The sequence below is a fragment of the Kiloniella spongiae genome (assembly GCF_001026905.1).
GTDB lineage: Bacteria > Pseudomonadota > Alphaproteobacteria > Kiloniellales > Kiloniellaceae > Kiloniella > Kiloniella spongiae.
Window position 1 is genome coordinate 21,933 of the sequence record NZ_LAQL01000020.1, and the last position, 23,947, is coordinate 45,879.

A 23,947-nucleotide genomic window follows, 5' to 3' on the forward strand; every position below is an offset into this window, starting at 1 on the left:
AAGGACGAACCCAATGCGTTATGTGACCAAGACTAAATTTCTGTCAGGAACGGCGCTCATTGCAGCCGGGTTCCTGTCCTGCGCCGCGATGGCACAAGATGTTTCTATTGCCTTTTCATCGGACGAATTGGGGGCCACTTCTTACAATCCGGTGACCTCAAGTAACCTCAATTCTGCGACGGGACTAATTTATGATCGGTTGGTTGAGCAAGATGCCGACCAATCCTATCACCCTCATCTGGCCACCTCGTGGGTGGAAAGCGCCGATGGTATGTCATGGACATTCCAACTCAAAGACGGCGTGACCTTTCACGACGGTACCGCGTTTAACGCGCAATCAGTCGCGGACTGGATCCCCGATTTTGCCGATACTGAAAACGCCTATCTGGTAGCCGCCATTGCGTCAGTCGAAGTGATTGATGATCTGACCGTCAAATTTGTCATGTCCCGTCCCGAGCCGAATTTACTCTACAATCTGGCATCATCCTTTATGGGCATACCGGGATCGGCTTCTTATGATAGTTTGGGTGAAGACTTTGGCGTTACCGGGGCGGTTGGTACCGGCCCGTTTAAGTTGGAAAGCTTCTCAATCGGGTTAGAGACAGTTCTTGTGCGTAATGACGATTACGCCTGGGCGTCGGACCTGTCCGAAAATCAGGGGACTGCGCATCTTGAGCGGGTTACGTTCCGCGAAATTCCAGACCAGTCCACAGCATTTTTGGAATTGAAAACGGGTGGTGTCGACTTGTTACTGGGTGTGCCGACGGATTTTCTGCAAATTCTCAAGGCAGAAAGCAATGTATCGGTCATTCAGATGCCCGGCACTGGTATTCACTATATGCCGATCAACGTAACAGCACCGCCCTTTGACAATATCAAAGTGCGCGAGGCGACAGGGTTGGCTGTCAACCAAGAGGCAATCGTTGCATCCATCTACAACGGTGTGGGCGCTCCTGCACATAACTTCCTGATCGGATCCTTACCCGAAGCGCAAGTCGATCCTGCGCTTAATGTCAACTACGGCCCGGACAAAGCCAAAACCTTGCTGGACGAGGCAGGCTGGATGATGGGCGAGGGCAAAGTGCGTATGAAAGATGGCGTGCCGCTAACAGTGAAACTGTTTACTCAGAACGGAACCGAGTTTACTTCGCTCACCCAGGTGGTTCAAGCGCAATTGGCCGAAATCGGGATGGAGGCGGAGATCACTGTATTCGACAGTTCGACCATCCGTGACGAGTACAAGAACAACCGCCATCAGCTTGCAGTGCGTGGGTATGATTGGAATAATTCAGATATTCTGGATTGGTTCTTTTCCGGCAAACGATTGGGATATCCCAATGTATCCATGTGGAACGATGTCGAAGGTCAACGTCTGAATGATGTGGCAATGGAAGACAGCAAGAACTCCGATGAGCGGATTGCTAATTTCAAGGCATACCACGAATACGTTCTGTCACAGCACCTCTTTGTGCCGATCTACCAGCCGACCAAAAACATCGCCTACAACTCAGACCGGGTGAGTGTTCCCAAAATAGTGCGCGGTACTCGGTTCAGGTCACAGACTATCGTGGACATCAAAGTAACCGAATAGACGATAAACATTGATCCTACCCATCCCCGCTCCTGGGGGTGGGTGCCATTTGCCCCCTGAAAGGGGTCACTCCAATGCTTTTGCGATATATCTTCTATCGGTCGCTGATGCTGATCCCAGTATCGATTTCTATCTCGGTGGTGATCTTTTTGATCGTGCACCTGTTGCCTGGTGACCCTATTGATAATCTGATTCGCGTGGGCTCGTCCCCAGATGATCGCTTGGCTTTGATCACTAAATACGGCTTGGATCAACCCCTTTTTGTCCAATATTATCGTTGGATCAGCGCGATGTTTCAGGGTGATTTCGGGGAAGCTATTGTCCTGCGTCGGCCCGTCGCCGACCTGATTTCACAAAACCTGCCTTACAGCTTGACACTGGGGGGACTGGCATTCGCCTTTTCCTCCATCGTGGGTATAATTCTGGGCACTATTTCTGCCACCACCCGGTCGGCCATAGTTAAACAATTCATGCGCGGCTTTATCTTGTTGGGCTCCACCGTCCCGGGGTTTTGGCTGGCATTGCTGATGATTCTTTTCTTTGCTGTGCAATTGCAGTGGTTTCCGGTTTCTGGTGCCAAGGGGTGGGACAGCCTTGTGCTTCCAGTACTGACCATTGGCTTTGGTGGCGTGGCGCTTGTGGCACGGGTCACTCGGGTGGCATTGCTGGATGTTAGACGTGAGGATTTTGTGACGCTCTTACATGCTAAAGGTCTGTCAATGCGCACCATCTTGGTTCGCCACCTGATGCCACACGCTATGTTGCCTGTCGTGACTATTCTGGCCTTGCGTATTGGTTGGATCTTGGGTGGAGCGGTAACAGTTGAGTTTGTCTTTGGCCGCCCCGGTCTAGGGTTGCTGTTGATCCGTGCGCTAGGACAACGTGACTACCCCGTTGTTCAAGGTTGTTTGTTGATGCTGGCCCTTGCCGTGATGCTTGGCACCTTAATTGGTGATGTGGCACAGGCCGCGATGGATCCCCGTATTCGGGAGGAGAAGACATGACTTCCAACATAGGCACTGTCGCTCGCGCGATGACTGGTTTCGGCAACTCCGCAATCGGGAGCGCTTTTGGTTCTTGGCTTGGTAAGATTGCGGGCGGATTTTTGGTTCTGCTTGTGTTAACCGCGATCTTTGCGCCCTGGATTACACCGTTCGATTATGCGGCTCAGAACCTGATGAACTCCAACGCAGCTCCAGGCTGGCCGCATCTGTTGGGCACTGATCAATTTGGTCGTGATGTCTTGAGCCGGGTGATTTATGGTGCGCGCACATCGCTGTCGGTGAGCGCCACGGCTATAGCCATATCCATCAGCGTCGGTATGACGCTTGGTGCTGCGGCGGGGTATTTCGGCGGCTTCTTTGAACGCGCTGTCATGACGGTGGTGGACCTGACCTGGTCCTTCCCTGATATCTTGATTGCGCTAATTTTTGTGGCCACCATTGGTCCTGGCTTAACTTCTACGACTTTTGCTATTGCCATCGCCTATTTGGCGCAGTTCACTCGACTGACCCGGGCACAGATCGTGAGGCTGAAGCGTGAAACTTTCATCGAGGCCACTATCAATCTCGGTGCCAAGCCACGTCATATTCTTCAATATCACTTGCTTCCAAATGCCATCGCACCAGTGATCGTGGTGGGCATGCTGGCCATCGGCGACGGTATCGTGCTGGAGGCAACACTTGGCTTTTTCGGACTTGGTGCACAACCACCCACCCCCAGTTGGGGTGCGATGATGTCTAGTGGAACGGCACAACTTTTTCTATCACCCTGGGTAATTATTTTTCCCGGTGTTGTGGTTGCTGTGACGGTGGTCGCGGTCAACCTGTTTGGCGATGAGCTAATCCGCGCGCTAAACATCCGGGACCGGATCAGGGGAGCATGAGCATGCTGGAAGTTCGCGATCTTGAAGTTGCTTTTGGCCCAGTCGCGCCTCTCTCGGGTGTTAGCTTCTCGCTCGCCAAAGGCGAAAAGTTAGGCATTGTCGGCGAAAGCGGGTCCGGAAAGTCCCTGACCGCGATGAGTGTGATGGGCTTACTACCGCTCTCTGGCGGACGGATTACTGGGGGATCCATTGTATTTGATGGACAAGAACTGACTACGTTGGCAGAATCTGCGTATCGTAAGCTACGCGGCAGGCGACTGGGTCTCATCACGCAAAATCCGATGACCTCGCTTGATCCTCTGCAAAAGATCGGGCCGCAGGTTGATGCGGTGGCGGTATTGCATTTGAGTATGAATGCATCGGAGGCGCGGACCAGGACAGTTGAAATTCTTGGCACGTTGCGCATTCCCGAACCCGCACTGATCTGTGACCGCTATCCACACCAGATGTCTGGTGGTATGAAGCAGCGCATAGTCATCGCCATGGCGTTGGCCGCCGATCCGGATGTTTTGGTGGCGGACGAACCAACGACCGCACTGGATGTAACGGTACAAGCGCAGATCATCCGTCTACTCGACGATTTGGTCAAAGAACGTGATCTGGCACTGGTATTGATCACCCATGACATGAGTGTCGTCGCACAAACCTGTGACAAGGTCGTGGTGATGTATGCGGGCCGTGCCATAGAATACGGGCCAGTCGAGGCGATATTTGACGCCCCGCAGCACCCTTACACACAGGCGTTGATCAATTGTATTCCAAAAGGCCTGAGCACAGATGAACATCTCTCTGGTATTTCTGGTACGGTGCCAACGGTGTCGAACTATCCGAAGGGCTGCGCGTTCCATCCCCGTTGCGATCGTGCAAAAAATATCTGCACCAGCGAACGGCCGGCGTTTATCACGTATGGTAACAATGCCGCCGCCTGCCATTTTGCCGGAGATGACAGATGACCAACCTTTTGGAAGTTCGCAATCTATCCAAAAAATTCGTTACTCCCGGCGGCCCATTTCGCAAGGCACGCGCCATGCATGCGGTTAACGATGTGTCCTTTGACTTGGCGAAAGGACGGGTGATTGGCGTTGTTGGAGAGTCCGGATGTGGTAAGTCAACTTTGGCACGGTTGATCCTTCGGTTGATCGAGCCCAGCGCGGGCGAACTGCGATTCGAGGGTGAAGATCTTCGTGCGAAAACGTCGTCTCAGATGCGTAAACTACGCGCCGACATGCAAATGGTGTTTCAGGATCCCTATTCTGCGATTGACCCACGCTATACTGTCGCACGTGCAGTGATGGAACCGTTCGTGGTTCAAGGCCGCAGCCCGGAAGGTAGTGTGGATAAGGAAGTTGCATCCTTACTGACCATGGTTGGTCTTAATGCAGGCCTTGCTAGCAGCTTTCCACATCAAATATCGGGGGGACAAAAACAGCGTGTGGGTATTGCGCGCGCTCTTGCTCTGCGTCCCTCGCTTCTGGTCTTGGATGAACCCACTGCCTCGCTCGATGTCTCGGTACAGGCTCAGATCATCAGTCTGCTTGAACAACTGCGTGACGATCTGGGGCTAACCTATCTATTCATCAGCCATGATCTGAGCCTGGTACGTTATTTTTGTGATGAGATTCTTGTAATGTACCTGGGTCGTGTGGTTGAGGCACTGCCCGACACCGACTTGCCCGCGCGTCACCCCTACACCAAAACGCTGATGGACAGCACTTTTACTCCTGACCCGAAACAGCGTCGCGTCATCGCCCCGCTGGAAGGTGAGGTCCCCAGTCCTTTCAATCTGCCGCCGGGCTGTGCCTTTGCTGATCGCTGCCCTTATACAACTGCTATTTGCCGGACCGAAACGCCGATTTTAACGTCTGGGACGACCCATCCGGTTGCCTGTCATCACCCACTTTAAAGGAGGTTTTATTGGCCGCCCAAATCCTTACCGCCGAGATTTCGCACGAGACGAACACGTTTAATATCCGCCCGACTGATATTCAGGATTTCAAGGACAGGTATTTACTGGACGGTCCGGCAGCCTTAGCCGCCAAAAGTCAAGCCAATACCGAATTGGCAGGGGTGCTGGACACGGCCCGCTTTCATGACTGGGATGTAACTCATGTGATCAGCGCCGCCGCGGGCCCTGGCGGGCGTGTAACCGACAAGGCTTTTGACCATCTATGCGAACCACTTATGGCCGCAGCTGAGACTGGTAAGTGGGATGGTATCTTGCTAATGCTGCACGGCGCGATGGTAACTGTGTCGCATGACGACGGTGAGGGAGAAATATTGCGCCGCCTGCGCGCGATCATCGGCCCTGATGTACCCATCGCCGTAACACTGGACCCACATGCAAATGTTAGCACAGCGATGTGCGAGCTAGCACAGATACTTGTATCCTTCACCACCTATCCGCATGTAGATATTCGTGTGACGGGGTGTCGGACGGCAGAATTGCTGCATCGGACAATTAGCGGCGATATTCGTCCGCAGACGTTGCGCGCACACCGCCCCATGCTAGAAGAGGCAAATGGCGGGCGAACTGATGTTGGTCCGATGATAGAACGCCAGGCAATGGCACGTGCATTTGAGGCGCGTAAAGGCGTCTATGCGGTCAGTATAAATGGTGCATTTCCCTGTGCCGATGTGGCAGAGATTGGACCAACTGTACTGGTCACCTCAGAGGTCGGATTGCAAGGGGCGCAAGATATCGGTGAAGAAATTGCCGACGATATCTGGCAGCGACGTGACGAGAAACTTAATAGCTATTTAAATGTGACCGAGGCAGCTGATCTTGCCAGTAGTTGGAAGACAGGTAGCGGACCCTTGGTCATTGCTGATTATGCCGACAATCCAGGATCGGGTGCATATGGTGATTCTACGGCTCTGCTTGGTGCAATGCTGGATGCACGGGTTACTGACGCATGCTTTGGCCCCATGATCGATGCGCAAGCGGCCGAAATGCTTCAAGATCAGGCTATTGGGTCGATCTTGAGTTTACCTTTGGGTGGCAAGACAGCCAAAGAATTTGGCGGTGGTCCAATAGATGTAACGGGCACCTTGAAATGGCGCGGGGAAGGCCTGTTTACAGGTAGCGGCCCCATTCTGGGCGGTCAGCAGCGAAATTTTGGTGCCACAGCTGTTTTACATGTTGAGGGTATAGACATACTGATTGTCAGCGTCGCACAACAGCTTCTTGATTTACGACAGTTCGAAGCTTTTGGAATCAATCCATCGAACCTTCGAGTTGTCGCCCTGAAATCCATGCAGCATTTCCGAGCTGCGTTTACGCCAATTGCTGGACGGATTGTCGTATGCGACAGCGGGGCGTTATGTACAACCAATTATGCCACGATGAAGTACAACGTTGTACCTCGGCCTATACATCCACTGGATTGCGAAGACTGACCTTATCGTATGTGTTTGCTTAAAAGTTATATATTCTGCCGGTGATGGAATGGTCACCTTATTACCAATCAATTTAGAGGTATAAGCAAGCTTATACGACGAATAGCGGTCTTAATTTTTACAGAAACCTTGACATAATTCACCTGTTAACAAAAGGAATGCTCTGTAACACCTCGGTGGTTGCGTGCCCCCCGCAACTTACGAAATCAACGCTTTAGACTGAAAAGTCTGAGGCGGTTTTTGTTGTGTGGAAGCGTATAAGAAGCATGAGTAAGTAATAGGTCTTCAAGTAATTTGTGAAAGATGTAGTGCCTAATCTAAATCTTTTAGTTCAGCTCCTTTGATATCAGATCCTCTGGGAATACTTTCTGCAGGCCTTATTAATTTTTAAATGATTTCTGCTGCTTGTGATTTGGTATCCTCCTGAGGAGAATTTTTTCCAGAATTTTATGTTCAATTTACAAGTGAGATAGATATAAATATTGACTGTATGTAATAAATATTTCCTAATATGAATATTGATTGTTGATAGTTAAGCCCTATTTTATAATCAGAAAGATAATAACTTGGCTTTAATTAAAGGTTTTATAGGGGATTAGGAATGTCGTACAAAAGTGATATCGAAATTGCTCGGGAAGCTCAAAAACGCCCTATCCAAGAAATTGGTGAAAAATTGGGTATTAAAAGTGAGCATCTTTTACCCTATGGACACGATAAAGCGAAAGTAAGTCAAGAATTTATCAATTCTGTTCAAAGCAACACCAATGGTAAACTTATTCTTGTAACGGCAATTAATCCAACACCAGCAGGAGAAGGTAAAACAACAACAACAGTTGGATTGGGCGATGGCTTGAACCGTATTGGTAAAAAAGCTGCAATATGTATCCGAGAAGCATCTCTTGGACCATGCTTTGGTATGAAAGGCGGTGCGGCAGGGGGGGGGTATGCGCAAGTCGTTCCTATGGAAGACATGAATTTACATTTTACGGGGGATTTTCATGCAATTACCAGTGCCCACAATCTTCTAAGTGCAATGATTGATAATCATATTTACTGGGGGAATGAGTTTAAAATAGACGAACGCCGCGTAACTTGGCGCAGAGTTCTGGATATGAATGATCGGGTATTAAGAGATGTTGTGACCAGTCTTGGTGGGGTTGCAAATGGATTTCCTAGACAGACGGGGTTTGACATTACAGTTGCATCAGAAGTCATGGCAATTCTATGCCTAGCCACTAATCTTGAAGATTTGCAGGAACGTTTAGGAAACATAATAGTCGCTTATCGAAGAGATCGAACACCAGTGTACTGTCGGGATGTAAAAGCAGACGGTGCCATGACTGTATTACTTAAAGATGCAATGCAACCAAATCTTGTTCAGACTTTAGAAAACAATCCAGCTTTTGTCCATGGAGGACCCTTTGCCAACATTGCACATGGTTGTAACAGTGTTATTGCTACATCAACGGCTCTTAAGCTTGCAGATTATGTGGTAACCGAGGCAGGGTTCGGTGCTGACCTTGGTGCAGAGAAATTCATGAATATCAAGTGCCGGAAAGCGGGTATTTCCCCTGATTGCGTTGTTTTGGTTGCGACTGTTCGTGCTATGAAAATGAACGGGGGTGTTACAAAAGCTGATTTGGCGGCAGAAAATGTTGATGCAGTTAAAGAGGGATGTGCAAACCTTGGGCGTCATATTGGAAACCTTAAATCTTTTGATGTTCCAGTCGTCGTGGCTATTAATCACTTTGTGACAGATACTAGTGCTGAAGTTCAGGCCGTGAAAGATTACGTCGCAACACAAGGCTCTGAAGCAATTCTTTGTCGTCATTGGGAGCTAGGATCAGCAGGTGTCGAGGAATTGGCGAGACGTGTTGCTGAGATTGCTGATAGCGATGTATCTCAATTCAGTCCACTGTATTCAGATGATTTACCTTTATTTGAAAAAATTGATGCAATAGCCAAGCGAATTTATCGTGCGGATGAAGTTATCGCAGACAAGAAAATTCGCGACCAGTTACATCAATGGGAAGAAGCTGGTTTTGGCCGCTTACCTATTTGCATGGCTAAAACACAATACAGTTTTTCTACCGATCCTAATTTAAGAGGTGCGCCAACAGGACATAGTGTTCCTGTAAGAGAGGTGAGGTTATCTGCAGGTGCTGGTTTTATCGTTGTTATTTGTGGAGAGATTATGACAATGCCTGGCTTGCCAAGAGCACCGAGTGCCGAAGCAATAATGTTGAATGATATGGGAAATATTGAAGGATTGTTTTAATTTAACGTGATTAATTCTCAAAAAATAAGCGGGATTGGTTTTGACTAATCCCGCTTTGATTACGTATGGAAAATTTTATTATATGATAAGTTTTTGTTTTTTTGTACCAAATTAATACCCTAAAATACCAACCCCTACGAAAACAAGTATAACGCTAGACCATTGAGAAAGTGTCATTGTTTCTTTTAGAAATGCCCAAGCCAAAATAACAGTCAACATACCAAAAAGAGAGGAAGTCACTGCTGCATACTCAGGGTTTGGTAATGTACCTGCTGCTGTAACTAGCCCAAGAGCAAGAGCATCAAGAATTCCCATGGAAGAAAGAATAGGGAGTTGCTTAAACTGGAAGTTCAAATTTTTCCGCATTATAAATACTAAAAATAGTATTCCAATAATAGAGGCAAAACGAGCAATTAGGATTACGGGAATCTCTCCACCATAACGGGTGGCCGTATGTCCAGCAGCAAAGGTTGCGGCAAAGGAGAAACAGGATAAGATTGACCAAATTATCTGCTGTCTTTGAACGCTCTCTTTATTTGTCTTGTCTGATAATTTTGTTACCATAGATATGCCAATGACTATTACTAATACTGCCCCCCATTCTTGAAATGAAACAGTCTCGCCAGTTAAAGATGCCCATCCAATTGATATTATTGGATATGCCCCTATTATTGGTGCCGCGATTCGTACCGGGCCAATTGAAAAAGCTAGATACAGGCTTATTCCTCCAATTGCATAAAATAGGCCAGATGCAATGCTGAAATAATATCCAAGATCTGTCATGGCTTGCCAATCTCCCATAGTCAATGCAATGGGAGCTGTAAAAAAAGTTCCAACGATCAAAACAGTTAAAAAAGCGGTGAAAATATCTGATTTTTGGCTAATATAGCGAACGCATACATCATGTATGCCCCAAGAAAATGCAGCTAATAAACCAAGTATGAGGGACAAAGAGTTAACCTTTTTAATCGTGGTGTGTTTTTAGCTTTGATATCGACAATGAAATATAGTTAATCAAGATAGCATATTCTTTTTAATTAAAAAATATTCTTATGGTGAATATTTTTCTTGTTTTTAAGCGTACACAGTGGTGTCATTAAGTTGAGTGTTATTAATAAGATACTTAAAGGCTTAAATACATGACGAAAAAAATGATTGATCATATTGGAGGGGAAAAATTATTACGCAAATTGGTAGAGGATTTCTATGATTTAATTGAAACTATCCCTGAAGGTAAGGCTTTACGTAAATTGCATTTGCGTGGGCATGGTTTGGATCATGTTCGTACCGAACAATTTAATTTTCTGTCCGGGTTTTTGGGAGGGCGGCGATATTATGAAGAAAAGTATGGGCATATGGATATTAAGTTAATGCATGCACATATCCCCATATCTGAACAAGACGCTGAAGACTGGCTTATGTGTATGGATTATGCCTTGGTTAAAAATAAATTAGATGGCGTTGAAATTGACAAGTTACGCAAGATTTTTCGACGCATTTGTTTGTTGTTAGTTAACGATCTTGAGGGCTGGGGGCACCATAAAAATTAAATAATTAAAAAAAATACAAATGATTATATAAACAGTGCAGTCTTTAATTTCAGAAAAGCCTCCATATTCATAGTAAAGCATTATGAATATGGAGGCTTTTTTAGTATTTATACATCAAGTGTATTGTCTTTCTCCCATTTGGAAAAATGAGAGACAAAAGAGTTCCATTCTTGATGTTTTAACTTCAGATAGGCATTTGAAAACTCTATCCCCATCATTTCTTTCAATGCTTTATCTTTATCGTATTCTCTAAGGGCATCAAGCATGTTCAAGGGTAGCTTAGGTGCATCAGTGACTTTGTGACCTTCAGCGTACATGTCAATATCCCACCGTTTTCCAGGATCAGCATTTGTACGTACACCATCTAGGCCTGCAGCTATGATTATAGCTTGTAATAAATAAGGATTTACAGCTCCGTCAGGAAGGCGAAGTTCAAATCGACCCGGACCAGGAACGCGGACCATGTGCGTCCGATTATTTCCTGTCCAAGTAACAGTATTGGGTGCCCAAGTTGCGCCGGAAATAGTTCGGGGTGCGTTTATTCGTTTGTAGCTGTTAACGGTAGGGTTTGTAATAGCTGCCAAGGCACTCGCATGTTTCATTATGCCACCAAGGAAAGCTCGACCTTTATCCGATAAACCAAGCTCTTTGTTGCTATCCGCAAAAACGTTTGTATTTGAATCTGCACCAGGTGCATCCCAAACGGACACGTGCGCATGACAGCCATTTCCGGTAAGACCCTCTATTGGTTTGGGCATAAATGTTGCCCTGAAACCATGTTTTTCAGCCACAGATCTTGTCATGAATTTAAAGAAGCTATGCTTGTCGGCCGTAATGAGAGCATCATCAAAATCCCAATTCATTTCGAATTGGCCGTTTGCATCTTCGTGATCGTTTTGATAGGGCCCCCATCCCATATCTAACATATAATCACAAATTTCTTTTACAACATCATATCTGCGCATAACGGCTTGTTGATCATAACAAGGTTTTGCTGCTGTATCGAAAGGATCAGATATTTCATCTCCCTCTGGTGTTAATAGGAAAAATTCTGCTTCTATTCCCGTTTTGATGTGCATGCCTTCTTTTGCAGCCTCATCAATAAGTCGTCTGAGAACATTCCTTGGTGCCTGAGCAACATCTTGTTCTTCCATCACGCAATTTCCGGCAACCCAAGCAACTTCAGGGTTCCAAGGGAGTTGTATTACTGAAGAGGGATCAGGAACTGCTAACATATCGGGGTGAGCAGGAGTCAGGTCTAACCAAGTTGCAAAACCAGCAAATCCGGCACCATCCTTTTGCATGTCTGAGATTGCTTGTGTTGGCACCAATTTGGCTCTTTGTCCGCCAAAAAGGTCGGTAAATGAAATCATAAAGTATTTTACATTTTTTTCTTTGGCGAAAGCAGCCAGATCTATCGTCATGGTCCGTTTTCCCTTTCCCTGTTGTTATAAATGTAAGTAGGCGCAGCTTGCGATGAAGCTGCGCCAAAAGATTTTTAAAATCCTGCCTTTCCTGGATACCATTCAGTTCCGGCTAGTGGTACGCGTGCCATTGCAGCCGCTTCCATTGTTAAAGCACAAAGGTCTTCCGGTTCTAGGTTATGCAGATGATTTTTACCGCAGGCACGGGCAATAGTTTGCGCTTCTAATGTTAACACTTTTAGATAATTTTTTAATTTACGCCCACCTTCTACGGGGTCAAATCGCGCCATTAGTTCTGGATCTTGTGTGGTGATTCCTGCCGGGTCTTGTCCTTCGTGCCAATCGTCATAAGCGCCAGTAGTTGTGCCCAATTTTTGATATTCACTCTCCCATTTTGGATCGTTATCACCAAGAGCAATCAAAGCAGCAGTACCAATTGCAACTGCATCTGCACCGAGTGCCATTGCTTTTGCAACATCAGCACCAGAACGAATGCCTCCAGAAACGATTAGCTGAACTTCTCTATGCATTCCAAGATCTTGCAAAGCCTGAACTGCAGGACGGATACAAGCTAATGTAGGCAAGCCAACATGTTCTATAAACACATCTTGGGTAGCTGCTGTCCCGCCTTGCATTCCGTCTAAAACAACGACATCTGCACCAGCTTTAATTGCCAGAGTTGTATCAAAATAAGGGCGTGTACCACCGATTTTTACATAAATAGGTTTCTCCCAACCCGTGATCTCACGTAACTCCAAGATCTTAATTTCTAAATCATCAGGACCTGTCCAGTCCGGATGTCGGCATGCTGAACGTTGGTCTATACCCTTGGGTAAATTTCGCATTTCAGCGACACGGTCGCTAATTTTTTGACCAAGAAGCATACCACCGCCACCTGGTTTAGCGCCTTGCCCAATGACAATTTCAATCGCATCGGCTTTTCGAAGATCATCAGGATTCATTCCATAACGAGATGGCAAATATTGATAGACGAGCTTATCTGAATGGCCTCGCTCTTCCGGGGTCATTCCTCCGTCACCTGTTGTTGTTGAGGTTCCTGCCGCAGAAGCTCCTCGGCCAAGTGCTTCTTTTGCTGGTCCTGATAAAGCGCCAAAGCTCATTCCTGCGATTGTAACCGGTGTCTCTAGTTCGATGGGTTTTTTTGCAAAACGAGTTCCTAATGTAACTTTTGTTTCACATTTCTCACGATAACCTTCGAGTGGGTACCGTGAGATTGATGCCCCTAGAAAGAGTAGGTCGTCAAAGTGTGGCACACGCCGTTTGGCACCGCCACCACGGATATCATAAATTCCAGTAGCTGCAGCTCGACGAATTTCTGCGTTAATTGGATTTGTAAAAGTCGCAGATTGGATCGGGTCTGTACGCGGGATGGGTGTATCGTTTATATCTTTCATGACCATATCCTCAATAGGCTGCTGCATTATCGACATCAAAATTATATAACTGCCGTGCAGATCCGTATCTTTTGAATTCTTCAGGTTTTGCGTCAGCACCTGACCGCATTAATAAATCATTTAAAATCTCAAGATGTTCTGGTCGCATTTCTTTTTCTATGCAATCAGCTCCCAGGCTTTTTACGGATCCACGAACAAAAAGACGCGCTTCGTAAAGACTGTCACCCAGCGCATCGCCTGCATCACCACAAACGACAAGATTACCTGATTGAGCCATAAATGCTGACATGTGCCCAATATTTCCATGAACGACAATGTCGATACCTTTCATGGATATTCCACAACGAGATGACGCATTTCCTTTGATTACGAGTAACCCTCCATGGCCTGTCGCACCAGCATATTGACTGGCATCGCCTTCAATAACGACAGTGCCGGACATCATGTTTTCTGCAACACCTGGACCAGCAGAACCATGAACATTAATTGTAGCCTGCTTGTTCATTCCGCCGCAGTAATAGCCTGTGGATCCTTTGATGGTTACTTCTATTGGAGCATCCAATCCAACAGCAATAGCATGGCTACCTCTGGCATTGATAACTTCCCAAGAGGTTTGATTGGTATCATCTTTTTGCGCGTGCAATATCGAATTTAATTCTCTTAAGCTATGAGATTCTAGGTCAAATGTTTGCATATCAGTGATTCCAAAAATAAACGGTGGCTGGCTCTGGTTCCCATACTCTTGCGTCACTAATTCCGGGAAGGTTTACCAATGCTCTGTATTCAGATCCGAACGCGACATATTGATCTGTTTCAGCCATGACGGCTGGTTTGCAAGCTATTGGGTCTCGTACGACGCCAAAGCCGTCTTTTGTTCCAACGACAAATGTAAAAAAGCCATCCAGATCTTCTAAGCTGCTTTCCAAGGCTTCTCCTAATGAGCTTCCTTGTTGCATTTTCCATGTAAGATATGCAGCACCTACTTCGGTATCATTAAGTGTCTCAATATGAATTCCTTCGCGGATAAGTTTTCTTCGAAGGCTGTTATGATTAGAAAGTGATCCATTATGGACAAGGCATTGATCTGCGCCGGTTGAGAATGGATGCGCCCCCATCGTTGTGACCGCAGATTCGGTTGCCATTCGAGTATGTCCAATACCATGACTGCCACTCATATTTGAAATCTCAAAGCGGTTGGCCACATCTTTTGGTAACCCGACTTCTTTGTATATTTCAATAGAATCTCCAGCGCTCATGACGCAAATATTAGGTCGAATGTCACTTAATATTTGGCGTGCTTCAGCTATTTTAGCTGCAGGAATTTCTATAACAGCATGTGTATCTTTTTGTCGTGTTGAGACAGTTACACCGATTGCTTCACTGAGATCAGTATCGAGTGTTGCAAAATCATCTGATGCGTTATCGGATTGTACCGTTAATTTTGCTAGTTGATTGGTGTTATTGCCATATACAGCAATACCTGCGCTGTCAGGTCCGCGATCAGTCATCGTTACCAGCATATCAGTTAGTAACGCACCTAATTCTGGTTCTAGTGACTTATCTTTTATAAATAGGCCAACGATACCGCACATTGGTATTTATCCTTTTTTAGAGAGATTAGATGCAAACGCTATCATTGAATTAAAATTAATTCAACTGAGAAGAAACATATTTTATTATTAGGAAATATGGGCGATGAATATTTCATCGCCCATAGACAGTTTTTGCTAATATCTCTCAAGTGCTTTAGCTATTTTTTCCTTGTCACCGATGTCTCGAACATTTTTTAAATGCTCATTTTCGCGTAGATACTGAATGCGATGCCAGCCTAACCAAAACACTACACCGACAATTGTCATGGCCACTTCCCATCCCTGAAAGGGATACACAGGGCCAACTTCAGCTAAATCGACTGCCCAACTTTCAAGACCAATAGTTGACATTTTTCTCTCCCTATTTGTTGGCTAAATAAGCCTTGTCGGCTTCTATGATCTCGCTTTTCGCATCTTCATATGTGTGATGTTCAGCATAATCGAGTCCCTGCAATTCAACTTCTTCGGGAATTCGTAATGCTCCGGCTGCATTTTGCATTTTCGCGACAATCCAGCCCGGTAAGAAACCCAATACAAAGAACATGATGACGGCACCAAGTGTCTGACCAATAGGATTAATTGTAGCATATCCTTCGAACGGAGATGATGGTGCTCCCCAAAGAACAAATCCTGAAATTATAAGTCCAACAACACCTGAGTAACCGTGAACAGCTACGGCCCCAACAGCATCATCAAGTTTGAAACGACGTTCGACCCAATAGTGGAGCTTGTAAACAATGACAACGCCTATTGCGCCAATAATCATAGCCTGAATAGGGTGATAGAGATCATTCCCTGCTGATGCTGTGATTATACCCGCCAATCCGCCGGAAAAAGTCCAAAATGCATCGCCCTTTGACACGACATAAGCAGCCATCAAACCACCTGATAATGACATCAGGAAATTAAATGTAATCGCGGAAAGCGAAGTTGGTGCTAGATAAATATTTGTTGCTGTCCATGTCGTTCCGGTAATTTCTCCGCCAATGGCTTCTGGTGAAATAGCCGGTACATTGCACGCTGCATAAAATCCCCAAAACCCTGTATAAATCAGAAATATTCCAATTGTAACCATCCAAGGGTTGTGTGGAGGTATATCACGAGGTGTTCCATTTTTAGCAAATTTACCTAGTCGAGGACCTAACACCATCAAAACACCAAGTGCATAACCGCCTGCAATAGCATGAATCACGCCAGAAGCGTATGCATCGTGATACCCGAGATATTTAACCATCCAACCTTCGTAGTGCCATCCCCAGGCTGCATCTATTATCCAGAAAACGGATCCAATTAAAACGGCATGAACCCATAAGGCACTTGAACGAATCCTTTCGATAACTGAACCGGAAACAATAGATGCGGCAGTCCAGGAAAAAAGAAGAAAGGCGGCCCAAAAAACCCCTGTGATTCTATCACTTAGATTGGTCCCCATTGTTTCTGACCATGGTAAATTAGGGTCTCCCATTTCGTGATTAAGTCCGCCAAAAAACGGAAAGTTAGGAAAAGCCCAATATATCCACCAGCCAAAGAAAAAGAAGGTAACTGTTACCAAAGGAATGATCATAATGTTCTTCATCAATGTGTGCATGTGATTACGCCGTCGACTTACGCCGACTTCATACATACAAAACCCCACATGAATTAAGAACATGAACACTACTGTTACCCAGTAGTAGAATTCTGTGAAAATAGTTGTTAACGCATTTAGATTTCCATCCAATTTTCAAACTCCCCATTTACTTTTTTGATTTAGAAAAGTTGCCTGGTAGTGAAATTTTTTTCTTTTAGTATTGCGTTCAAAGGGGGCATTCTGTCAACCTGTCTCTTGAAACTGATCAGAAATCGATTCTAATTATAAGGTATCAGGGAGAAGAAAATGACTGCATCTTGGAGGTTTTCAACATTAGGTGATCGGCATAGGGCAATGGGTTCTCAGCTCGAAGATTGGAGTGGAATGGGAACCGCTTGGACCTATGACAAAGATCAAGAAGAAGAATATTTAGCTATTAGAACTAAGGCCGGATTCATGGATGTGTCCGGTTTAAAAAAAGTACATGTTATTGGGCCACATGCTAGTCATGTCATCGATAGAGCTACAACGCGTAATGTTGAAAAAATTAAGCCCGGTAGATCAACTTATGCCTGTATGTTAAATGACGATGGCAAATTTATTGATGATTGCGTGATTTATCGAATGGGGCCTAACAGCTTTATGGTCGTGCATGGTTCTGGGCAAGGTCATGAACAATTGACACAAGCCGCTATTGGACGAGATGTCGATATTCGATTTGATGATAATCTACACGATATCTCATTGCAGGGACCTCTTGCCGTTGATTTTTTACAAGATTATGTCCCAGGTATTCGTGATGTTATTTACTTTAGTCATATCCATACAACGCTTTTTGACAAGCCTGTAACTATTTCTCGTACTGGATATACCGGGGAACGAGGGTATGAAATCTTTTGTCGTGGGCAAGATGCACCTGAAATATGGGACACGTTAGTTCAAAAAGGTGCACCTATGGGTATCATTCCTACACGCTTTACAACATTGGATTGGTTGCGTGCTGAAAGCTACCTTTTATTTTTCCCTTATGATAATTCTGAAATGTATCCATTTGAAAATGAGAAACATGGCGATACCTTATGGGAATTGGGGTTAGATTTTACAGTATCCCCAGGAAAGATCGGGTTTAAAGGTGCTGAAGAACACTATCGTCTGAAGGGCAACGAAAGATTCAAAATTTATGGTGTGAAACTCGATGGTAATGAACCTGCTGAAGAGGGAGCACCTTTGTTAAAAGATGGTCAACAAGTGGGTGTTGTAACTATCGGAATGTACTCTTCTTTAAACAAACACAATGTTGGTATCGCTCGTATGCCGGTTGATTGCGCTGTTGATGGCACAGTATTGTCGGTAAAAAATGAGAGCGGAGAAATAAGATGTATTGCCCATTCAATGCCATTTTATGATGTTGATAAAAAACGCCGTACAGCAAAAGGCTAATCGAGTAGGGGGTGCATGCCACTAAATTCTATGTGGGATGCATCCTCTATGATTAATAACTTTGTCGTTAGGGAGATGTTGATAGCATGTCCAAGTTTAAATTCCCAAATTCGATTATCAGCCGTCCAGTTTATGGTGTTCTTAAGCCCAGAAATGGAAAATCACACCTAATGATTGCTGATGCAGAAGGGGCAGAAGCTCTTTTTGAAATTGCAGCGAGTAACACCGCGATTATGGCCAAGAGTCACATACTGTATTTCCCCAAAAACACAGGCCAATCTTATATTAAGAAGTTGGAAAAACTTAATGCAGCCCAACTGTATATTGGCCCTAGTTATGAAGCATCAGTTTCTCGGTTAAGGAGAGTTTTAGAGGATGCTCATGTTGGCTTGCAGGTTTATTTAACAGGAACTGAAAGTTTAATTGGCCAAGCGATGCAAGAAATTGTGGCTGCAGGAATTCCCCATACAGCAATACAAACAGAACATCGAGGGTCTGTCGCAAGACGAATGCAATGTGTTCATTGTAAAGGAATTACAGAAGATGTCGTGACTGATCCCTTTGTTTGTTCTCACTGTGGATTACATCTGTTTGTACGTGATCATTATTCACGCCGTCATGCTGCCTTTCAGGGGGTATGTGTTGATGCGGAAAATCCTGGCGATATACCTGATCCAGTGGAGCTATATTCATGAGTGCAGGGACCAATAAGATAGCTGTAACCGTAACTGATATCATTGAAGTAAATCAACTTGTGAAGAGGTTTAAGTTTGAACGAACAGGTGGCGGTGATTTACCTGTTTTTTCAGGAGGAGCTCATACTGTTGTAGAGATGTTGGATAAGGAAATAACGCGACTTAACCCTTATTCCATAATGTCAGATCCAATGGATCAAAATGCATATACCATATCTGTGCGGCGTGATGATAAAGGGAGAGGTGGATCATTATTTATGCACCATCAAGTTAGAGTTGGCGATGAAATGGTGATCAGTTACCCTGTTAATCTCTTCGCACTTGATCTTAGGGCAAAAAAACATCTGATGATAGCAGGTGGTATTGGTATCACGCCTTTTCTTGCGCAAATAAAACAGCTGACGACCTTACAGTATCATTTTGAGCTTCATTACTCTGTCAGAAATAATACGGTTGGATCTTACGTTGATGAGTTAACCAGCTTTTACCCTAAAAATACTCATATTTATTATAGCGATGACGGACAATCAATCGATCTTGAACAATTGTTAGATGGTCAACCTTTGGGGACGCATGTCTATATTTGCGGGCCAAAAGATATGATAACATGGGTCTATGAAACCGCAGAATCAATGGGGTGGCCACGTGAAGTTATTCATTATGAAGAGTTCTTGGCTCCACAATCCGGTAAACCTTTTGAAGTCTTATTAGAACAATCAAATAAAACAATTCAGGTAGGTGAACATCAAAGCCTTCTGGAAGCTATGGAGGCTGCGGATGTGGATGCTCCTTACTTATGTCGGGGTGGTGCCTGCGGGCAATGTGAAACTAATGTGATCAGCTCGGAAGGGCAATTTATTCATAGAGATCACTGGTTGGATGATGAACAGAGGAAAAGCGGCAAAAAGATTATGCCATGTGTTAGTCGGTTCGAGGGTAAATCCCTTGTTTTGGATCGTTGAGGAGAGACAAAATGAGTATACAGTTTAAAAAAGAAACATTCCGTAATGACTATACTTTTAAAAACTCTCAATGGGCGATTGACCGGTTTCCTTTTCCTTTCCATGAAGACAGTTACATGTATTCGGTAAACATGGAACAACATCAAGGCGGACCTGCTGGCTCAGTTTTTGAAAAAAGATTTGATGTTGATGAACATTATCTTGCTGAAATGGAAGACCGGGCGCTTGTATTAGCAGAAGATCCTTTGCGGTGCCAATCCTTACCACATATGACGCTTGCTGGATGGGATTTGTTAGAATTAATTATGGTTTCTAAATCAGAAGATTATCCTGATTTATTTCAATTGCATCGCGAAGGTAATAATTGGCGTTGGATCAATAAACCCATGAAAATTGATGATCAATTTGTTTTTATGGACGAAACGACACTGCCTTATGGACCAATGGAATATATTACGCGCCAAACGCAGGGTGATTTTGCCGTTCTGGATCAAAGAGACGATAATCTCTGGATGGATGCGGGTATGGTTACAACACAGGCGGATTGGTCATTAGATTTTGATATTGGGATGAACTTTTTTGAATGGCATGCTCCTGTGCCAAAAGCACATGAAATGGGTATATTCGTTCGTGCATTAAAATTCCTTTTAAATATTCAACAAGGTTCCCCCGCACGTCGATTGAATTGGACTATGACAGTTAATCCCTTACTGGACACCAGTCCTGAAAACTACCATAAATGGGGCGTCGAAAAGTCAACACTAACTGTAGAGAATGTTGGGGAAAAGCAACATCTACGAGTTGAACTGCAAACCTTCTTCCGATTACCACGATCGAATGCTCTGGTGTTTCCGATACGGTGTTATCTAATCAGGTTAGAGGAATTGGTTACTGTCCCCAAATGGGGACGTCGTTTACACCGGATTATTCGTGATTTACCTGAAGAGTTGGCAACCTATAAAGGGTTTATCAGTAACCGCCCAATGATTCAGGAATACCTTTCCGGGTTTGATGATGGACAGCCTACTTCGGATGGAATTTGGCCTGATTAAATAATCAACGATTGATTATTGTTAACAAACGAGGGTGTTCTTATAGAATATCCTCGTTTGCATGAATTCTAAGTTTAATGAATTATGCCTGTGAATAAGAAATAACAGACAGATAACGAGCGGGTAACTTTGTTAGAACTTCGGGGCCATGAGGTGCATCAGCATCAAAAAAGAGCGTGTCCCCTGATTTAAGCGTATAGATGTTGTTACCGTGTCTATAGTCCACTTCACCTTCCAGCATATAAAGCATTTCTATTCCTTCGTGTTGAAAGGTTGGGAAAACATCAGATTTTTCTGTCAAAGTAATTAAATACGGTTCTACAATGACCCCACTTGCATTTGAACCAATGTGACCGAGCAAATTGTATTGATGTCCTGCTCGAGTTCCATCTCGTTCCATTTCAACACCTTCACCAGATTTAGTGTGAACAGCGTCACGAGTTTCTTCAAATCGTCTAAAAAAAGATGTCAAAGGAACGCTTAAGACATTTGATAGTGTTTGGAGGGTTGTTAAAGATGGCGAAGTATTTCCATTTTCAATTTTTGACAGCATGCCAATGGAAAGACCTGTTAACTTTGAAAGATCCGCAACTGTAATGCCTTTTTGACGACGGAATGCACGAACCTCACGACCAATGGCAACTTCAAGGATTTTTTCTCGCTCATCTCTGACACGATGAGGATCTTGTGATAACGCGATCGCAGGAGATTCATTTTCCAACGTTTTAGCGTTCATTTTTATATCCTTTTTGATCTTGTTCAATTTGTAGGTGCTATCTATGAATGACAGTATAGTAATGTGCTAAAATTACACTAATTTTGTTTCTTGATAGTGTAATAAATCTATTAAAATGAAAATTAGATGTTTGTACAGAATCATTGATTAGTGACTTTTAAATCTCGATACCTTTTACGTTTTGCACTGATGCTCAATAACCAATTCTCAACAATTTGAGATGCAGGTACTGTAAAAGATTTTTCTGGCGATAATAAATAATATCCATGTTTCGTACGTATATCTATTGAACCAAGTGGTCGAACTAATTTACCTTCTTCAAGTAAATGATCTACAAGATGTCCCCAGCCTAATGCTATTCCTAAGCCATCTACAGCAGCTTGGATTGAAAGAGGGTATGTGTTAAATAATGCTACTTGATGGTACTTAGTACTGCTCACCTGTTTATGAGATAACCAGGTAGCCCAATTCATCCATTCAGAATGATTACTAGAAACATCAATAAGTGCTAATTTATTTAAATTAGATATTTTAGAAGCTTGTGGATTAGCTTTTAAAAAATCGGGTGAACAAACTGGAAAAATCGTTTCGCCAAACAACAATTTAGCTTGATATCCAGGCCAATTGCCATCGCCTCTCAAGATGGATAAATCAACTGTTTCCGCAAGACATTCTTCGTCGCTGTCAGAAGCAACAAGCATAATTTTAAGATGTTTGTGAGCACGATTAAAAATACGTAATTTTGGCATTAGCCACAGAGAAGCAACTGAATTTGTAGCAGCAAGAGTTACTGATTGATCTTCCTCTCCTACGATTGTTTGGGCTGATACATCTCGTAAAATTTCTAAAGCAGGAGAGACTTTATCCAAAAAAGACTGTCCTTGTGACGTTAATTTTATTAATTTATGCCGCCTTAAAAAAAAAGATGTATTGTAGTGTAATTCCAATAATTTTACTTTTCTGCTAATGGCTGTTTCGCTGATATTTAACAGTTTAGAAGCTCCCACAAAACTTTCACAGTTCGCTGTCGCCTCAAAAGCAAGTATATAATCAAGAGGGGGGAGAGGATTCTTTTTCTTTTGCATTGGTTATTAAATCTAACCTTATCAAAAATTACCGACTTTATTGGCTCAAAGAATAACATCTTTGTGAAAGTTATAGGATTAAAAATATTGGCTATGCTTTTATTTATACACAAATAATTAACTTTGGCACTAATTTTTTGAGCCATAGCCAATTAAAAATATATGCTGAAAATATCAACTTTATTGTCAGAATGATTTCACAACACTGGGCGTTGAATTCCAGAAGAAAATAAGAACAACAAATCGACAGGGAGTTATCATGAAATTTAAATACATGCTGTCTGCTACTGCAATGACTATGGCTGTGGTATCAGGCGCTTTTGCTGAAGACAGTAGTGACCCTATTATTATTCCGATCCATAACTGGTCTTCTCAAATTGTTATGAGTCATGTTGTCGGACAAATTTTTGAAAACATGGGGAATAATGTTGAGTTTGTTACAACTGATAGCCAAGCTGTATATGAATCAGTTCGGTTAGGCGATGTTTCTTTAGAAGTTGAAGTCTGGGAAGGAGCATTTGGAGCATCCTTTAATGCTGCCAAGGAAAAAGGTGGCATCCATGCCGCATCTGAACATAGCGCTGTTACACGTGAAGATTGGTGGTACCCACTGTGGACAAAAGAAGCGTGCCCCGGATTACCAAGTTGGGAAGCTTTGAATGCTTGTGCTGCTGTCTTTGCAACACCTGAAACCGGCGATAAGGGACGTTTCCTAGGCGGGCCTGTGGATTGGCTCAAGCACGATCAAGAACGTGTTGATGCGCTGGGGATGAATTTTACTGTTGTGAACGCTGGTTCAGCAGCTGCTTTATGGGCAGAAATAGGGGCTGCCGAAAAAAATAAAAGACCAATTGTTTTGTTTAATTGGACCCCGAATTTTGCAGAAGCTGTGTGGGAAGGTGAATTTGTTGAATTCCCAACTTGGGTTGCCTCATGCAATGAAGATCCAAGTGTAGGTCCTAATCCAAATGCAACATATGATTGTGGTAATCCGGCAGATGGTTACCTTAAAATTGCAGCTTGGGATGGGATGAAAGAAAAGTGGCCAGATGCCTATAATACTCTAACTCAAATCTCTTTTACGAACCCTCAAATCGCTCAAATGGCAAAATTTGTGGATGTTGATGAAATGGAACCAGAAGACGCAGCAACTGCTTGGCTTGATGCGAATAAAAACATTTGGGAAAATTGGACTAAATAATCCCATCATCAACCTTATCGATTTTTGTCTTGCTTGGCGAACTACATTCCCCTGTCATATTACAAATTGGCAGGG

The 23,947-nt window shown here is 44.2% G+C and carries 22 protein-coding genes; 13 read left to right on the forward strand and 9 right to left on the reverse strand.

Annotated elements, in window-relative coordinates; translation table 11 throughout:
* Nucleotides 1-13 precede the first annotated feature (13 nt).
* The 7 genes from WH96_RS19585 (at nt 14) to WH96_RS19615 (ending at nt 9,150) form a co-directional block, all read left to right on the forward strand.
* Nucleotides 14-1,591, forward strand: coding sequence for an ABC transporter substrate-binding protein (locus WH96_RS19585; RefSeq protein ID WP_047765935.1), 1,578 nt, complete (start codon nt 14-16; stop codon nt 1,589-1,591).
* A 74-nt stretch (nt 1,592-1,665) separates the two neighbouring features.
* Nucleotides 1,666-2,595, forward strand: coding sequence for an ABC transporter permease (locus WH96_RS19590; RefSeq protein ID WP_047765936.1), 930 nt, complete (start codon nt 1,666-1,668; stop codon nt 2,593-2,595).
* A complete protein-coding gene (locus WH96_RS19595) occupies nt 2,592-3,476 on the forward strand; it encodes an ABC transporter permease (RefSeq protein ID WP_082130605.1) in 885 nt (294 codons plus the stop codon). The genes WH96_RS19590 and WH96_RS19595 overlap by 4 nt, the downstream gene beginning before the upstream one ends.
* A gap of 2 nt (nt 3,477-3,478) precedes the next feature.
* A complete protein-coding gene (locus WH96_RS19600; RefSeq protein ID WP_053006159.1) occupies nt 3,479-4,429 on the forward strand; it encodes an ABC transporter ATP-binding protein in 951 nt (316 codons plus the stop codon).
* Nucleotides 4,426-5,379, forward strand: a complete 954-nt coding sequence (locus tag WH96_RS19605; RefSeq protein WP_047765938.1) for an ABC transporter ATP-binding protein — start codon at nt 4,426-4,428, stop codon at nt 5,377-5,379. Before WH96_RS19600 ends, WH96_RS19605 begins: the two co-directional genes overlap by 4 nt.
* 11 nt (nt 5,380-5,390) lie before the next feature.
* Nucleotides 5,391-6,872, forward strand: a complete 1,482-nt coding sequence (locus tag WH96_RS19610) for a M81 family metallopeptidase (protein ID WP_047765939.1) — start codon at nt 5,391-5,393, stop codon at nt 6,870-6,872.
* Between the two features lie 601 nt (nt 6,873-7,473).
* Nucleotides 7,474-9,150, forward strand: coding sequence for a formate--tetrahydrofolate ligase (locus WH96_RS19615; RefSeq protein WP_047765940.1), 1,677 nt, complete (start codon nt 7,474-7,476; stop codon nt 9,148-9,150).
* 111 nt (nt 9,151-9,261) lie between these two features.
* Here WH96_RS19615 and WH96_RS19620 read toward each other — a convergent pair whose 3' ends face one another.
* Nucleotides 9,262-10,101 carry a DMT family transporter gene (locus WH96_RS19620; protein WP_047765941.1) on the reverse strand — a complete coding sequence of 280 codons (840 nt, stop codon included), beginning with the start codon at nt 10,099-10,101 and terminating at the stop codon, nt 9,262-9,264.
* Between the two features lie 188 nt (nt 10,102-10,289).
* On the opposite strand from WH96_RS19620, the gene WH96_RS19625 reads away from it, so the two are divergent.
* The gene (locus WH96_RS19625; RefSeq protein WP_047765942.1) at nt 10,290-10,700 is read left to right on the forward strand and encodes a group II truncated hemoglobin; all 411 of its coding nucleotides are present in this window, start codon (nt 10,290-10,292) and stop codon (nt 10,698-10,700) included.
* Between the two features lie 107 nt (nt 10,701-10,807).
* Here the strand turns inward: WH96_RS19625 and glnT are convergent, their stop codons facing one another.
* The 6 genes from glnT to WH96_RS19655 all read right to left on the reverse strand — a co-directional run bounded on the left by glnT (nt 10,808) and on the right by WH96_RS19655 (nt 16,782).
* Entirely contained in the window at nt 10,808-12,124 is a 1,317-nt protein-coding gene (gene glnT, locus WH96_RS19630; protein ID WP_047765943.1) for a type III glutamate--ammonia ligase, read from the reverse strand.
* 74 nt (nt 12,125-12,198) lie between these two features.
* A complete protein-coding gene (locus WH96_RS19635; protein WP_047765965.1) occupies nt 12,199-13,539 on the reverse strand; it encodes an FMN-binding glutamate synthase family protein in 1,341 nt (446 codons plus the stop codon).
* 10 nt (nt 13,540-13,549) lie between these two features.
* Entirely contained in the window at nt 13,550-14,233 is a 684-nt protein-coding gene (locus tag WH96_RS19640) for a GltB/FmdC/FwdC-like GXGXG domain-containing protein (RefSeq protein ID WP_047765944.1), read from the reverse strand.
* A gap of 1 nt (nt 14,234) precedes the next feature.
* A complete protein-coding gene (locus tag WH96_RS19645; protein WP_047765945.1) occupies nt 14,235-15,131 on the reverse strand; it encodes a class II glutamine amidotransferase in 897 nt (298 codons plus the stop codon).
* Between the two features lie 135 nt (nt 15,132-15,266).
* Nucleotides 15,267-15,482, reverse strand: coding sequence for a hypothetical protein (locus WH96_RS19650; protein ID WP_047765946.1), 216 nt, complete (start codon nt 15,480-15,482; stop codon nt 15,267-15,269).
* 10 nt (nt 15,483-15,492) lie between these two features.
* A complete protein-coding gene (locus WH96_RS19655) occupies nt 15,493-16,782 on the reverse strand; it encodes an ammonium transporter (protein ID WP_281175866.1) in 1,290 nt (429 codons plus the stop codon).
* Between the two features lie 225 nt (nt 16,783-17,007).
* On the opposite strand from WH96_RS19655, the gene WH96_RS19660 reads away from it, so the two are divergent.
* From WH96_RS19660 to WH96_RS19675, 4 genes are all read left to right on the forward strand, one after another.
* The gene (locus tag WH96_RS19660) at nt 17,008-18,141 is read left to right on the forward strand and encodes an aminomethyltransferase family protein (protein ID WP_047765948.1); all 1,134 of its coding nucleotides are present in this window, start codon (nt 17,008-17,010) and stop codon (nt 18,139-18,141) included.
* A gap of 86 nt (nt 18,142-18,227) precedes the next feature.
* Nucleotides 18,228-18,836, forward strand: a complete 609-nt coding sequence (locus WH96_RS19665; RefSeq protein WP_047765949.1) for a dimethylamine monooxygenase subunit DmmA family protein — start codon at nt 18,228-18,230, stop codon at nt 18,834-18,836.
* The gene (locus WH96_RS19670) at nt 18,833-19,798 is read left to right on the forward strand and encodes a PDR/VanB family oxidoreductase (protein WP_047765950.1); all 966 of its coding nucleotides are present in this window, start codon (nt 18,833-18,835) and stop codon (nt 19,796-19,798) included. The genes WH96_RS19665 and WH96_RS19670 overlap by 4 nt, the downstream gene beginning before the upstream one ends.
* An 11-nt stretch (nt 19,799-19,809) precedes the next feature.
* A complete protein-coding gene (locus WH96_RS19675) occupies nt 19,810-20,850 on the forward strand; it encodes a heme-dependent oxidative N-demethylase family protein (protein ID WP_047765951.1) in 1,041 nt (346 codons plus the stop codon).
* Between the two features lie 82 nt (nt 20,851-20,932).
* On the opposite strand, the gene WH96_RS19680 is transcribed toward WH96_RS19675, so the two are convergent.
* Together WH96_RS19680 and WH96_RS19685 are read right to left on the reverse strand one after the other, a co-directional pair.
* Entirely contained in the window at nt 20,933-21,586 is a 654-nt protein-coding gene (locus WH96_RS19680; RefSeq protein WP_047765952.1) for a helix-turn-helix domain-containing protein, read from the reverse strand.
* Between the two features lie 140 nt (nt 21,587-21,726).
* Entirely contained in the window at nt 21,727-22,671 is a 945-nt protein-coding gene (locus tag WH96_RS19685; protein WP_047765953.1) for a LysR substrate-binding domain-containing protein, read from the reverse strand.
* 259 nt (nt 22,672-22,930) lie between these two features.
* Here WH96_RS19685 and WH96_RS19690 point away from each other — a divergent pair, with 259 nt between their 5' ends.
* Complete coding sequence (locus tag WH96_RS19690; protein ID WP_047765954.1) at nt 22,931-23,872, forward strand: ABC transporter substrate-binding protein; 942 nt, start codon at nt 22,931-22,933, stop codon at nt 23,870-23,872.
* Nucleotides 23,873-23,947 lie beyond the last annotated feature (75 nt).